The organism is Streptomyces sp. PsTaAH-137 (assembly GCF_003259365.1).
Lineage (GTDB): Bacteria > Actinomycetota > Actinomycetes > Streptomycetales > Streptomycetaceae > Streptomyces.
On sequence record NZ_QLLY01000003.1, the window covers coordinates 286,912 to 300,374 of the forward strand.

At 67.8% G+C, this 13,463-nt stretch carries 12 protein-coding genes; 6 read left to right on the top strand and 6 right to left on the bottom strand.

Going from position 1 to position 13,463, the window contains the following annotated elements; genetic code table 11:
- Positions 1-14 precede the first annotated feature (14 nt).
- From K377_RS07680 to ngcE, 4 genes are all read right to left on the bottom strand, one after another.
- Complete coding sequence (locus K377_RS07680; protein WP_111662422.1) at positions 15-1,226, bottom strand: ROK family transcriptional regulator; 1,212 nt, start codon at positions 1,224-1,226, stop codon at positions 15-17.
- Positions 1,227-1,457: 231 nt separating this feature from the next.
- Positions 1,458-2,393: a carbohydrate ABC transporter permease gene (locus K377_RS07685; RefSeq protein WP_111662423.1), complete on the bottom strand. Its 936-nt coding sequence runs from the start codon at positions 2,391-2,393 to the stop codon at positions 1,458-1,460.
- Positions 2,393-3,316, bottom strand: coding sequence for a carbohydrate ABC transporter permease (locus K377_RS07690; RefSeq protein WP_111662424.1), 924 nt, complete (start codon positions 3,314-3,316; stop codon positions 2,393-2,395). The genes K377_RS07685 and K377_RS07690 overlap by 1 nt, the downstream gene beginning before the upstream one ends.
- A gap of 75 nt (positions 3,317-3,391) precedes the next feature.
- Positions 3,392-4,840, bottom strand: coding sequence for an N-acetylglucosamine/diacetylchitobiose ABC transporter substrate-binding protein (ngcE, locus tag K377_RS07695; protein WP_111662425.1), 1,449 nt, complete (start codon positions 4,838-4,840; stop codon positions 3,392-3,394).
- Between the two features lie 520 nt (positions 4,841-5,360).
- On the opposite strand from ngcE, the gene K377_RS07700 reads away from it, so the two are divergent.
- Both K377_RS07700 and K377_RS07705 read left to right on the top strand, forming a co-directional pair.
- Entirely contained in the window at positions 5,361-9,209 is a 3,849-nt protein-coding gene (locus tag K377_RS07700) for a GH92 family glycosyl hydrolase (protein WP_237551817.1), read from the top strand.
- A 71-nt stretch (positions 9,210-9,280) separates the two neighbouring features.
- Entirely contained in the window at positions 9,281-10,069 is a 789-nt protein-coding gene (locus K377_RS07705) for a class I SAM-dependent methyltransferase (protein WP_111662426.1), read from the top strand.
- On the opposite strand, the gene K377_RS07710 is transcribed toward K377_RS07705, so the two are convergent.
- A complete protein-coding gene (locus K377_RS07710; protein WP_111662427.1) occupies positions 10,023-10,448 on the bottom strand; it encodes an ATP-binding protein in 426 nt (141 codons plus the stop codon). The genes K377_RS07705 and K377_RS07710 overlap by 47 nt on opposite strands.
- A 114-nt stretch (positions 10,449-10,562) precedes the next feature.
- Here K377_RS07710 and K377_RS07715 point away from each other — a divergent pair, with 114 nt between their 5' ends.
- The 4 genes from K377_RS07715 (at position 10,563) to infA (ending at position 12,779) form a co-directional block, all read left to right on the top strand.
- The gene (locus K377_RS07715; RefSeq protein ID WP_111662668.1) at positions 10,563-11,387 is read left to right on the top strand and encodes a helix-turn-helix transcriptional regulator; all 825 of its coding nucleotides are present in this window, start codon (positions 10,563-10,565) and stop codon (positions 11,385-11,387) included.
- Complete coding sequence (locus tag K377_RS07720; protein WP_111662428.1) at positions 11,384-11,623, top strand: DUF397 domain-containing protein; 240 nt, start codon at positions 11,384-11,386, stop codon at positions 11,621-11,623. Before K377_RS07715 ends, K377_RS07720 begins: the two co-directional genes overlap by 4 nt.
- Positions 11,624-11,802: 179 nt before the next feature.
- The gene (locus K377_RS07725; RefSeq protein WP_111662429.1) at positions 11,803-12,555 is read left to right on the top strand and encodes a GNAT family N-acetyltransferase; all 753 of its coding nucleotides are present in this window, start codon (positions 11,803-11,805) and stop codon (positions 12,553-12,555) included.
- Complete coding sequence (infA, locus tag K377_RS07730) at positions 12,555-12,779, top strand: translation initiation factor IF-1 (RefSeq protein ID WP_111662430.1); 225 nt, start codon at positions 12,555-12,557, stop codon at positions 12,777-12,779. Before K377_RS07725 ends, infA begins: the two co-directional genes overlap by 1 nt.
- Positions 12,780-12,792: 13 nt before the next feature.
- On the opposite strand, the gene K377_RS07735 is transcribed toward infA, so the two are convergent.
- Positions 12,793-13,446 (bottom strand): dihydrofolate reductase family protein, encoded by a 654-nt coding sequence (locus K377_RS07735; protein WP_111662431.1) that lies wholly within the window; start codon positions 13,444-13,446, stop codon positions 12,793-12,795.
- Positions 13,447-13,463 lie beyond the last annotated feature (17 nt).

Genomic DNA, 13,463 nt, shown 5'->3' on the forward strand with positions numbered 1-13,463 from the left:
GTGTCATGCGTTCTCTAAGTGAAGGCAGGTGTAGCAGCGGGAACAGAGCCCCCACCAATTCCTTCCAAAAGGGTCGAATCGCCCATCTCGCTCAGCGCCAGGGCGAGCGCCCCGAGCACCTCCGCACGGCCGCCCAACGCCCCCGGAAGGACCGAGAGTTGGCGGGCGGCGCTGGGGATCGCGTAGCGGCTCACAGACTCCCTTATGGGCCCCAGGACCAGCTCACCGGCCTCCGCCAGATCGCCCCCGAGGACGACCCGGCTGGGGTTGAGCAGATTGCAAAGATTGGCCACACCCGAGCCGATGTGCCGGCCCACGTCCGCGATGACGCGGCGGCATCCGGGATCGCCGTCGCGCGCGAGCCGCACGACGCCCTCCATGGTCAGATCGGTGCCGTGGCTCGACTGGAGCAGCGGCAGGACGTACCGGGCCGCGGTGAAGGTCTCCAGGCAGCCGCGGTTGCCGCAGCGGCAGACCGGGCCCGACTCGTCGAGCGTGATGTGCCCGATCTCGCCCGCCGTGCCGCCCGGGCCGCGGTAGATCTTGCCGTCGATCACCAGGCCGGAGCCGACGCCGCTGGCGACCTTGATGTAGGCGAGGTCCCTGACCCCGCGCCCGCTCCCCCAGACCAGCTCGCCGAGCGCGCCGAGGTTGGCGTCGTTGTCCACGTGCACCGGGACGCCGAGCCGCCTGCTGAGCTCCTCGGCGGGCCGGGTGCCGGTCCAGCCGGGCAGGATCGAGGTGGAGCCGAGCGTGCCGCTCTCCACGTCGATGGGGCCCGGCACGCCGAGGCCGACGCCGGCCACCTTGGTGCGGTCCACGCCGGTCGCCGCGATCAGCCGCTCGACCAGCTCCTCCGCGCGGTCGAAGCCCTGCGCGGCGGACGCGTCCACGTCCAGCGGCTCGGACTCCTCGGCGAGCACCTGGTGCGCGAGATTGCCGATCGCCACGCGCAGGTGCGTGTGGCCGAAATCGACGCCGATCACGATGCCCGCGTCGCCGCTGAGCGAGACGCTGCGGGCCCTGCGGCCCCCGGCCGAGGTGGGGGTCACCTCGACCGTCCCCCCGTCCTTGAGCTCCCGGACGATGTTGGAGACGGTCGCCGCGGACAGGCCCGTCGTCCTCGCGATCTCCGCCTGCGTGAGCGATCCGGCGAGGCGCACGGCACGTACGACCCGCTCCAGATTGGCCCGGTGCAGCGACGACTGCGACCCCGGAGTCTCCATTGACCCACCCTTATCCGTGGCTCGCGTCACCGTAAGTGACCGAACCTTGTACAAGTTATGAACTCCAAACTCTGCCGAACCGGCTGGTGCCGTCAAGCCCTTGACGGAAATCGGTTCCAGGCCGTGTCCGCCCGGGGCTACCGCCGGTATCCCCTCCACACGCAGGGCTCCGGCCCCGGAGAGGCGTCTCTCCGGGGCCGGAGCCCGGTCATGTCGGGGGGTGGAGAGGGTTTACTTGAGCGCCCCCGCCGTGAGCCCCTGCACCACCTGTCGCTGGAAGATGATGTACGCGGCCAGGATCGGCAGCATCGCCATCACCAGGCCCGCGAAGAGGCCCGAGTAGTCGCCCTTGTAGCCCTGGCTGGTGGCCAGCTCGACCAGGCCCTGGGCGAGGACGCGGTTGTCCGGCTCCGTGTTGAGGACCGTCGGCAGCATGTACTGGTTCCACTGCCCGAGGAAGTTGAAGATGCCCACGCTGATCAGGCCGGGCTTGGCCATCGGCAGCATGATCTGGAAGAACGTACGGGTGTGGGAGGCGCCGTCGACGAAGGCGGCCTCCGCGATCGACGACGGCAGGGTCCGGAAGAACGACGTCAGGAAGAACACCGTGAACGGCAGCGAGTACGCGATGTAGGCCAGGATCAGGCCGGGCAGCGTGTTCAGGAGCTGCATGTTGTTCATGACGTAGAACAACGGCACCAGGGCCAGCATGATCGGGAAGCTCATGCCGCCGACGAACAGGAAGTAGATGAACCGGTTGCCCACGAACTCGAAGCGCGCGAGGACATAGGCCGCCATCGAGCCGAGCACGAGCGTGCCGACCAGTGAGAAGCCCACCACGATGATCGTGTTGAGGAAGTACTCGCTCATGTGCGCCGACGACCAGGCGCGCGACCAGTTCTCGAAGTGCAGCTTGTCGGGGAGCGCCCACGGCGTGCTCAGGATGGAGTTGTCGTCCTTGAAGGACGACATGACCGCCCAGAGCAGCGGCAGGACCACCATGATCGCCCAGATGATCAGGACGCCGTGCGAGAAGACGTTCAGGGTGCTGCCCGAGATGCTCTTCCCCGACTCGGGAGCGTCCTGCTTCGCCACGCGCTGGCCGGGGATCTTCCCGGCGGTGTCCGTCGTCGCGTCGGCGGGGGGCGGGGTGTCAGTGGTCTTCATCAGTACTCCAGCCGATCGCGCCGGCCAAGACGCATCACGATCGCCGCGAACAGCAGCGTGACGATGAGGAGGGCGACGCCGATGGTGGTCGCGTAGGCGGCGTTCGCGTCACGGAACGCCGACTGGTAGACGTACAGCGGCAGCACGGTGGTCGAGTAGTCGGGGCCGCCGGGGCCGACGGTCATGATGTTGACCGCCGAGAACGCCTCCGCGCCGAGGGCGAGGATGCCCATGTACACCCAGCCGGACTGGATGGTGTCCCACAGCAGCGGCAGCGTGATCTTGAAGAAGGTCGTGATGCGGCTGGCGCCGTCGAGCAGCGCCGCCTCGTAGAAGTCCTTGGGGATGGAGGCCATGCCCGCGGAGAAGAGCACCACGAAGAAGCCGACGGTGCTCCACACCAGGACGGCCATGACCGCCCACAGCGCCCAGGTCGGGTCGCCCAGCCACTGGGGCTGGAAGCTGCCGAGGCCGATGGCGTCGAGCGCCGAGTTCAGCAGGCCGCCGCTGGGGTTGTAGATGAAGCGGAACAGCAGGGAGACGATCGCGACCGAGAGGACCTGCGGGAAGAAGTACGCGATCTTGTAGAAACCGGAGCCGCGGACGCCGGTGACGGCGGCGCCCTTACGGCGCCGCCCACCGACGTTCAGCATGAAGGCGAAGAACAGCGCGAGGCTCAGTGTCACCAGGGGCAACAGCACGACGAAGATCACACTGTGCTGCAGCGACTTCCAGAAGATGTCGTCGTGCAGCAGGCGCGTGTAGTTGGCGAAGCCCACCATCTTGAAGTCGGGGCTCAGTCCGGTCCAGTCGGTGAACGAGTAGTAGATCGACTGGACGAACGGCCAGATGACGAAGATGGCGTACAACGCCAGGGGGGCCACCAAGAACCCCACTATGAAGCGGTACTTGCCGTGTTGCATGGTTACCGACCCCGATCGCTGTGCGGGTGCCGCCACTGTTGACGTGTGCGCACGTGCTGTTCTTCCGCCTGTCGCTTACTGGTGCTTGTAGTGCTTGACCGACTGGTCCTTGGCCGCCGCGTCCGCGTAGCCCTGGATCTTCTTGATGGCCTCGGCCGGGGTGAGGCGGCCCGCCATCATCTCGCCGAGACCGGAGACGCCGATCTGCTCCTTCTGGAGCTTGACGTACCAGTCCTGGAGGCGCGGGTTGACGACGTTGTCGCCGGCCTTCTCCAGGGCCGCGACACCGGACTTGAGGCCCGGGGTCAGCTCGATGCCGTCGGTGCCGCCGTTGAAGGCGGACAGCGACTTCACCTGGCTGGTGAAGTTCTTCGACGAGGCCTCGCTGAGCATGATGCGCAGCTGCTCCATGCCGCCCTCGACGTTCGCCGCCTTGGCCGGGACGATGAACGGCTCACCGCCGGAGGCCCAGATGGTGCCGAACGGCATCTTGTCGCTCTTGTCGAGGCCGGAGGGCGCGCCGACGGCGAGGTTGAAGTCCTTCGGGATGACCTTCGCCGACTCGTTCTCCACCCAGGAGCCGTTCGGAATGAACAGCGCCTTGCCCTTGGCCCACTCGGTCTGCGACTGGATGTGGTCGATACCGGGCGTGCCCTTGAGGATGTATCCCTTCTTGTAGAGCTCGTAGTACGCCTCGAAGGCGGCCTTGACGGCCGGGTCCTTCCAGGCGTTCGGCTCCAGGTTGTCGATCTTGTCGAGGACCTCGCGGCCGCCGATCTTGGCGATGAACGGGTAGAGCGAGAACGGCAGGTAGTACGGGTACTTGCCCGCGTACGTCCAGCCGGCGATGCCCTTCTTCTTCGCCTTGGCACAGAGGGCGAGCATCGCGTCCCAGTCCTCGGGGTACTCCGAGTCCAGCTTCTCCAGGGCCGTCTGCGAGTACCAGACGCCGTAGACCGTGTACGCGTAGTACATGATCCACACCGGGTCGCCGTCGAACTGGCCCATCTCGACGATGCCCGGCCGCAGGGTGTCGCGAACCTTCTTGTTCGGGTCGTCGATGGACGGCGCGTCGAGCAGCGGGGTCAGGTCGGCGAGCTGCTTCTTGCCGACGAGGACGCCCATGTCCATCTGCTCGGCGCCCGAGTTGTCGATCAGGTCCGGCGGGGTGCCGCCGTTGAACTTCGGCTGCAGCTCCGACTGGATCTTCTGCGTGGCGTGGAAGTTGACCTTCGCCTTCGGGAACGCCTTCTTGTACTGGGCGTTGGCGTCGGTGGCGTACTTGGTGCCGAAACCGCCGTCGAAGATGGTCACCGACAGCGCCGCGCTGGCGTTGACCGCCAGCGGGTTGTTCTTGGACTTGGTGCCCTTTTCGACCTTGTCGTCACTGCCGCTGTCGCCGCTCGCGCACGCGGACAGCAGGCTCGCGGCCGGCACCGCGGCGATGCCGAGGGCCGCGGAACGCTTGATCAGAGTGCGACGGCCGACGCCACCGTTACCGTGCTGGTCGGAAGTGGATCCCATGCTCAAGTCCTCGCCTTCTCCAGGACTCAGGCGGTGAACCGGATCCTCCCCGGCACCGCGGTGATGTGCTGTGTTGTACCCCTGCTGAGGGGGAACGCAGATGGAGCTGGGTGGTGCGGAAACAAGCCGGTCGGAGGGGCGATGCACGGATACCGGGACGCTGCGCGCGCCCCGCCGTTTCCCCCTGTCCCCCCGGTCCCGGCGCGGCCTGAACTCGGGCCTGGCCGGACGCCGACAGGTATAGTCCACTCCCTGTGAGCTGGGCAAGATCGAATGCAGGTTTGGACGCCGGTCTTTTCCGAGTTGAGACCTCCCGGAAATAAGCCGCACGGCGGGCTTTGTCGAGCGTCCCAACTTCCTTGCGTACAAAGGGTGTACACGGAACCCGAATTCCGACCCGAATGTCCGGCCCGTGCACTGGCTTTCAACACCCTTGACACCAGGCGTCACTTGACGCCCTACTGGACCTTGCGCAGCGAACTGACAACGTTGTCTACGGTCGTCGGAGGGCACACACCTCATGCAGGGCCTCACGCAGGGCAGAAGAACCCGACACAGACTCGCGTCCACGGCCGCCCTGGGCGCGGCCGCACTGGTACTCACGGCGGCCGGGCAGGGCGCCGCCGTCGCGGCATCACCCCACAAGCCGCACACCGACACGGAGTTCAGCTCTTCCTTCGAAGCGGGGCAACCCGTTCCCGACTGGCTGAACACGGTCGACACCGCACCGGACGGCAGCAAAAGGGCGTCCGGGGTCGACGGTGCCTACACCGGTGGAGTTCCGGGCAATGTGAACGGCCATGTGACCGAGGTCCGGGCCAGCGGTGAGAACAGCGGCAGCGGCGAGGTCGCGGCCAATCTGACCGACGGCGAGTCGAGCACGAAGTGGCTGGCGTTCGCGCCGACCGCCTGGGTCGAGTACGACCTCGACACCGCGCTCAAGATCACCAACTACAACCTGACGTCGGCCAACGACCACGACGAGCGCGACCCGAAGGACTGGGTCCTCAAGGGCTCGGCGGACGGCAAGGACTGGACCACGCTCGACTCGCGCACCGGCGAGAGCTTCGACAAGCGGTACCAGACGAGGAAGTACGAGCTGGAGAAGCCGGCCGAATACGCCCATTTCCGGGTCGAGTTCACGAAGAACAACGGCGCGGGCGACGCGACGCAGCTGGCCGATCTCCAGCTGTCGACGGGTGACGAGCAGGCTCCGGCGCCCGAGGACATGCTCTCGCTCGTCGACAAGGGCCCGAGCGGCTCGCCGACGGCGAAGGCGGGCGCGGGCTTCACGGGCAAGTACGCGCTGCGCTACGCGGGCACGCACAAGACGGACGGCCGCGCGTACTCGTACAACAAGGTCTTCGACGTCGATGTGAAGGTCGCGCGGAACACCGAGCTGTCGTACAAGATCTTCCCGCAGATGGCGGACGGCGACCGTGACTACGACGCCACGAACGTCTCGGTGGACCTCGCCTTCACCGACGGCACGTACCTGAGCGACCTGAAGGCGGTCGACTCCAACGGCGGTCTGCTCACCCCGACGGGCCAGGGCGACGCCAAGCGGCTGTACGTGAACCAGTGGAACGCCGTGAAGTCGTCGATCGGCTCGGTCGCGGCCGGCAGGACGATCGACCGGATACTCGTCGGGTACGACTCGGCGAAGGGCCCGGCGAAGTTCCGCGGCTGGCTCGACGACATCTCGGTGAAGCGGGCTGCCACGGCCGCTCCGAAGGCGCACCTGAGCGACTACGCGTCGACGACCCGCGGTACGAACTCCAGCGGCGGGTTCTCGCGCGGCAACACGTTCCCGGCGACGGCCGTCCCGAACGGGTTCAACTTCTGGACGCCGGTGACGAACGCGGGCTCGGACAGCTGGCTGTACGACTACGCGCGCGACAACAACGCGGACAACCTGCCCACCATGGAGGCGCTGGCGGCGAGCCACGAGCCGAGCCCGTGGATGGGTGACCGTCAGACGTTCCAGATCATGCCGTCGGCGAAGACCGGCGACGCGCTGGACACCTCGCGCTCCGGCCGGGCTCTGCCGTTCAAGCACGACAACGAGACGGCCCGCCCGTACTACTACGGCGTGACGTTCGAGAACGGCGTGCGCGCCGAGATGGCGCCGACCGATCACGCGGCGGCGCTGCGCTTCAACTACCCGGGCGCCGACGCGAGCGTCATCTTCGACAACGTCTCGGAGCAGGGCGGTCTGACGCTCGACAAGGACAACCGTGTCGTCACCGGCTACTCGGACGTGAAGTCGGGCCTGTCGACGGGCGCGACGCGCCTGTTCGTCTACGGCGTCTTCGACAAGGCCGTCAAGGACGCGGACGCGTCCGGCGTGAAGGGCCACTTCACCTTCGACGCGGGCAAGGACCGCACGGTCACGCTGCGCCTGGCGACCTCGCTGATCTCCATCGACCAGGCGAAGGACAACCTGGCGCAGGAGCTGCCCGCGAACCGCTCCTTCGACTCGGTGAAGAACGCGGCGCGTGCACAGTGGGACAAGATCATGAACCGGGTGGAGGTCGAGGGCGCCACGCAGGACCAGCTCACGACGCTGTACTCCTCGCTCTACCGGCTGTACCTGTACCCCAACTCGGCTTTCGAGAAGGTCCGTTCGGAGGGCAGGTCGACGTACAAGTACGCGTCGCCGTTCTCCGCGATGACGGGTCCGGACACGCCGACGCACACCGGCGCGAAGATCGTCGAGGGCAAGCCGTACGTCAACAACGGCTTCTGGGACACCTATCGGACGACCTGGCCGGCCTACTCGCTGCTCACGCCGGACCGGGCGGGCGAGATGGTCGACGGGTTCGTGCAGCAGTACAAGGACGGCGGCTGGATCTCGCGCTGGTCCTCGCCCGGGTACGCGGACCTGATGACGGGCACGTCGTCGGACGTGGCGTTCGCCGACGCGTACGTGAAGGGCGTGGACTTCGACGCGGAGGACGCCTACAAGGCGGCCGTGAAGAACGCGACCGTGGTGCCGCCGCAGTCGGGTGTGGGCCGCAAGGGCATGGACACCTCCCCGTTCCTCGGCTACACGTCGACGGACACCCACGAGGGCCTGTCCTGGGCGCTTGAGGGCTACCTCAACGACTACGGCATCGCACAGATGGGCCAGGCCCTCTACAAGAAGACCGGCAAGAAGCAGTACCAGGAGGAGTCGGAGTACTTCCTCAACCGGGCCCGCGACTACGTCAACATGTTCGACGACAAGGCCGCCGGTACGGGCTTCTTCCAGGGCAAGGACGCCAAGGGCAACTGGCGTGTGAAGTCCGAGGACTTCAACCCGGCGATCTGGGGCTACGACTACACGGAGACGAACGCGTGGGGTTACGCGTTCACCGCGGTGCAGGACAGCAAGGGCCTCGCGAACCTGTACGGCGGCAAGGACGGCCTGGCGAAGAAGCTGGACACGTACTTCGCGACGCCGGAGACCGGTTCGGCGGACGTCGCCGGTTCGTACGGCGGTGTCATCCACGAGATGACCGAGGCGCGTGACGTGCGGATGGGCATGTACGGCCACTCCAACCAGGTCGCGCACCACGTCACGTACATGTACGACGCGGCCGGCCAGCCGTGGAAGACGCAGCAGAACGTGCGCGAGGTGCTGTCCCGCCTCTACACCGGTTCGGAGATCGGGCAGGGCTACCACGGCGACGAGGACAACGGCGAGCAGTCGGCCTGGTACCTCTTCTCGTCCATGGGCTTCTACCCGCTCGTGATGGGCAGCGGCGAATACGCCATCGGTTCCCCGCAGTTCACCAAGATGACCCTGCACCTGGAGAACGGCCGCGACCTGGTCGTCAAGGCGCCGAAGAACAGCGCCAAGAACATCTATGTGCAGGGCGTGAAGGTCAACGGCAAGACCTGGTCGAAGACTTCGCTGCCGAACTCGGTCGTCGCCAAGGGCGGTGTCATCGAGTTCGCCATGGGCGACAAGCCGTCGAAGTGGGGTACGGGGGCGGACGCGGCGCCCACGTCGATCACCAAGGACGACAAGGTGCCCTCGCCCCGCAAGGACGCGATCACCGGCTCGGGCCCGCTGTTCGACAACACCTCGGCCACGTCGGCGAGCGCGGAGTCGGTGGACCTGCCGGTCGCGGCCGACGGCACGAAGGCCGTGCAGTACACGCTGACGTCCGGCGACAAGGCGAAGGCCCCGACGGGCTGGAAGCTGGAGGCGTCGGCCGACGGATCGTCCTGGAAGACGATCGACGAGCGGTCGGGTGAGTCCTTCGCCTGGGACAAGCAGACCCGGGCGTTCTCGGTGCCGAAGCCGGGTTCGTACGCGCACTACCGCCTGGTGTTCACGGGTGGCGCGGCGACGGTCGCGGAGGTGGAGCTGCTGTCGTAGTCGGCTTCGTGAGCGATGCGGGCCCCGCCGGGATCTTCCGGCGGGGCCCGCGGTGCTTGTAGCGTCGGCGGATGGGACAGCTGGATCAGGGTGAACTGCCGTCGCACGCCTCGTCGTTCGGCGCCGCGGCCGACGCCTATGCCGAGCACCGTCCGGACTACGCGCGGGCCGCCGTGAGCTGGGCGCTCGCCTCGGCGCCGGGTCCGCGCGTACTCGACCTCGGCGCCGGGACCGGCAAGCTGACCGCCACGCTGCTGGCGCTGGGGGCCGACGTCGTCGCGGTCGAGCCCGGCGCGGCGATGCTGTCCGAGCTGCGCCGGACGCTCCCGGACGTACGTGCCCTGCCGGGCAGCGCCGAGGCGATCGGGCTGCCGGACGCGTCCGTCGACGCCGTGCTGGCCGGGAACGCCATGCACTGGTTCGACATGGCCGTCGCCGGGCCCGAGATCGCCAGGGTCCTCGCGCCGGGCGGGGTCCTGGCCGGGCTGTGGAACGTCATGGACGACGACGTCGACTGGGTCTCCGGGCTCGCCCGCGTGAGTGGCAGTGCCGTCGTCGGCCCGCGGGACACGCCCGCGAGCTGGCGCGCCGAGACCGCCGCCATGCACCTCCCGAAGACCGGCACGCCCGCACTCTTCGGCTCGCCGGAACAGGAAGTGTTCCCGCACGGACAGGCCCGCACCGCCGCGTCCCTCGTCGCCACGCTCGCGACGCGTGCTGGCGTACTCGTCATGCCGGAGCCGGAACGGGAGGCCGCTCTGGCCCGCATCCGGGCGTTCCTCGCGAGCAGGCCGGAGACCTGCGAGGGTGAGTTCACGCTCCCGATGCTGACCGGAGTGCTCCGCACCCGGCGCCTGTGAACTCGCACCACACCTCCTTGCCGGGGTCCCGCTCCCCCACGCCCCACTTGTCGGCCAGCGCCTCGACGAGAAGCAGGCCCCGGCCGTTCTCGGCGGTGGCGCTCCGCTCGGGGACGGCCGGGGTTCCGGTGCCGCTGTCGTGGACCTCTACGCGCACGGTGTCGTCGCCCTCGTCGAGGGTGATCCTCAGAAGGAAGCCACGGCCGGGCGGGACGCCGTGGAGGAGGGCGTTCGTCGTCAACTCGCTTACACAGAGCAGGATGTCGTCCGCGCGGGTCGTCTTCTGCCAGGCCGTGAGGGCGGCTCGGGCGAAGTCGCGGGCTGCGGGGACCGACTGGCGTTCTCGGCGGTAGAAGCGTTCGCGGGATTGCGGGTTCATGACGGGGAATGTTGCGCAGGGTGATTGACTGGTGACAGTTCGGCAACCCCGACAGATCTTTTGTCGGGGTGCAGGTGGGGTCAAGGGAGTGTGGGGGTGGGGAGATTGAGCGTCATGAGCCCCGGGAAGCGTCCGCCGAAGAATCCGTCGGCGTTGAGGATGGTCGGTGAACTGCTCGCCCTGTTCCGCAAGGCGGCCGGTCACACCCAGGCGACACTCGCCGCACGGCTGGTGATCTCTGAGGCCACCATCGCCGCGTATGAGCAGGGCAGGCGGCCGTTGCCGCTGGACACGGCCGGGCTGATGGATCAAGTGCTGGAGACCAAGGGGGCGTTGGCGGTCACGGTGGCGAACATGCCGGAGATCGACCAGTTCCCGCTCTACGCCGAGCAGTACATGGCGCACGAGCAGGAGGCCATCGCCTTGTCGTGGTACGACATGGCCGTCGTCCCGGGCCTGCTGCAGACTCCCGACTACGCCCGCGCCCTGTTCAGACAGCGCGTGCCTGCGTACGACACGGACGAATTCGAGACGAAGGTATCGGCCCGCATCGACCGGCAGGACATCTTGCACCGCAAGTACCCGCCGACGCTTAGCTGCATCGTGTGGGAACCGGCTCTGAGGATGGCATTCGTCGAACCCGCCGTGCGTGCGGCACAGTTGGGGCATCTGCGCGAATGCGCGGACCTGCCCGGCCTGTCCTTGCAGGTCATAGCGCTCGACGCCGAGGAGAACGCGGGGGATTCAGGCCCGTTCACCCTCCTGGAAACGCCGGAACACCAGCACCTGGCCTACACCGAGTCGCAACGCGGCAGCCAGTGGGTTTCCGACCCGGACGAGGTGTCTATCCTGCAACGTAAATATGCGATGCTGCGGTCACAGGCTCTCAGTCCCCAGGACACCAAGGGCTTGCTGGATCGGCTTACAGGAGAGCAATGAGCACCGCACTGAACTGGTTCAAGTCGAGCTACAGCAACAGCGATGGCGGTCAGTGCCTGGAAGTGGCCTACGACTGGCGGAAGTCGAGCTACAGCAGCGACGAAGGTGGCGCCTGCGTCGAGATCGCCACACACCTCACCGCCATCCACATCCGCGACTCCAAGAACACGGACGGCCCCCACTTCGCGGTGGCGCCCAGCGTCTGGGCCGCCTTCCTCGAACTGCCCCGCGCTTAATTGCGTGGACGGAACGGCATCGCGGCGCTTACAGTCTGGCCCGAACCGTGATGCAGCCCGAGGAGGTGGGACCCATGACCGCAGTACGCACGTGGGTGCTCTCCTCATTCTCACGGGCCGGCCACTGACATAGGTCGCCGGGAGCGCCCGTACTGGGCGATTCCGAGAGGCAGAGACCTATGGACACAACAGAGATCACGCGCGTGGCCGACCGGCACTGGCACGCGCTGGAGAATGACGAAGTGGTCGGCCGGGGCGAGACCTGGCGCAGGCACGACGGCCGGACCTTCCTGAGCATCGACTCCTGGCGCGACGCGACGTTCGACGCGCTCGCGGCGGCCATGCTGGCGGAGCTGCCGAGGCCGCTGTACACGATGGTCGACACCGCTGACCCCGCGCTGACGTCCCAGTGGGAGCGGGCGGGGTTCACGCCCGCGCGCACCGAGTACGTGTACCGCGTACCCACAACGGGACTGGGCTCGGCGCGCCCGCCCGAGGGCGTGACGATCCTCCCCCTCGGCGCGGCGGAGAAGGACCCCCTGCGCGACCTTGACCGTACGATCCGGGCCGAGGTGGAGGCCACTCTCGGCTGGCGGGAGATGCCGGCCGAGGTGCTGCCGCGCCTGGACGACGCCACCGTGATCGACCCGACGAAGTACGCGGTGGCCGCCGAGGGCGACCGGTACGTGGGCCTGGTGCGGGTGGCGCCGGTCCCCCGGCAGCCCAGGATCGGGCTGCTCGCCGTACGGGCGGACCGGCAGCGGCGCGGGATCGCGCGGGCGCTCCTGGCCGACGTACTGAACCACCTGCACCGGTCGGGGGCCCTGCTGGCCACGGCCGAGATCGGCGCGGCCAACACGGCCGCCGCCGCGTTGTTCAATGACATCGGCGCGGAACGCGTCGGAACCAACCTGGAGGTCGTACTTCACTGATGCCGAAGACAAACCCTGGAATCGAGATCGAGGGCACCGTCACCGAGTGCCTGCGCAACGCCAGCTTCCAAGTGGAGCTGACCAACGGGCACAAGGTGCTCGCGCACATCAGCGGCAAGATCCGGAAGAACTACATCAAGATCCTGCCGTTCGACCGGGTGCTGGTGGAGCTGAGCCCCTACGACCTGACGCGCGGCCGCATCCTCTACCGCTACCGCAACTGACCTGCTCCGGTGCTCACTTGCGCCAGAACAGGTGATGGACGACGCTGCCGCCCGGACTCGGCACCACGTCGAGGTGGAACCGGTCGCGCAGCTCGTCCGGCGACTCCCACAGGCGTGATCCCGAGCCGAGCTTCACGCCCGGTGAGACCGCGACGTGCATCGTGTCGACGAGGTCGGCGTCGAGGAACTCGCGGATGACCGTGGCGCCGCCGCCGAGCCGCACGTCCTTGCCCTGGGCCGCCTCGCGCGCCTGGGCGAGGACGGTGGCCGGGTCGGCGTCGACGAAGTGGAACGTGGTGTCGGAGAGGGTGATCGAGGGCCGGGTGTGGTGGGTCATCACGAAGACGGGCGTCCGGAACGGCGGCTCGTCGCCCCACCACCCCTCCCACTCAAGACTCTCCCAAGGCCCCTTCTGCGGGCCGAACTTGCCGCGGCCCATGATCTCGGCGCCGATGTTGCGCGGGTAGTCCCGGGTCAGGTAGTCGTCGAGGCCGCGGCTGCCGCCCGGGTCGGTGCGCATCGGCCAGCTCGCGGTGGCCCCGCACCAGGCGAACATGGTCCCGGGGTCGGCATGCCCGAAGGGCCGCTCGATGCTCTGCCCCTCCCCCGCGCCGAAGCCGTCGCCGGACACATTGAAGTTCTGGACACGCAGCAGTTGGTCGGTCATGGGCACAGACTGTGCCG